This is a genomic window from Paraburkholderia mimosarum LMG 23256 = NBRC 106338 (assembly GCF_000739815.1).
Classification (GTDB): Bacteria; Pseudomonadota; Gammaproteobacteria; order Burkholderiales; family Burkholderiaceae; genus Paraburkholderia; species Paraburkholderia mimosarum.
Window position 1 is genome coordinate 1 of the sequence record NZ_BBJJ01000203.1, and the last position, 483, is coordinate 483.

The window sequence follows — 483 nt, forward strand, 5'->3', positions numbered from 1 at the left end:
GGGGCGACAATTATGTTGGCCGGTCGTTGACGTTTGTTTTGGCCGGTGGTGAGGAGTCGGAGGCGGCGTAGCCGCCGGAGACGACGAACCACCGGCGGCGCCGCGTCGGCGGGGCAATAGGATGGCTGATCGATTCTTAAAGAAGAAGCGGTCAGCACATGTCTGGAACCCGCATCACCGACCAACAGGTTCGCCTCTATATGAACAAGCGCAAACACCATCCGCAGGAAGTCGCGGCCGCCAAGGCGGGGATAAGCGTGCGCAGCGCACGCCGCATCGAGCGTGACGCGACGTTGCCATCCCAGAAGCCGCGACGCTCCTGGCGCACCCGTCCCGATCCGTTCGCCGATGTCTGGGACAGCGAGGTCGTGCCGTTGCTGCGCAACGCTCCACATCTGATGGGCATCACGATCCTGCGCAAGCTGCAGGATGATCACCCGGGCAGCTATCCCGAGAGCATGCGTCGCACGCTGGAGCGACGCA

1 pseudogene is annotated in these 483 nt (G+C 63.8%); it reads left to right on the forward strand.

The window, feature by feature from the left end:
* Positions 1-158: 158 nt before the first annotated feature.
* Positions 159-483, forward strand: a pseudogene (locus BMI01S_RS36575) (IS21 family transposase); the annotation flags it as partial.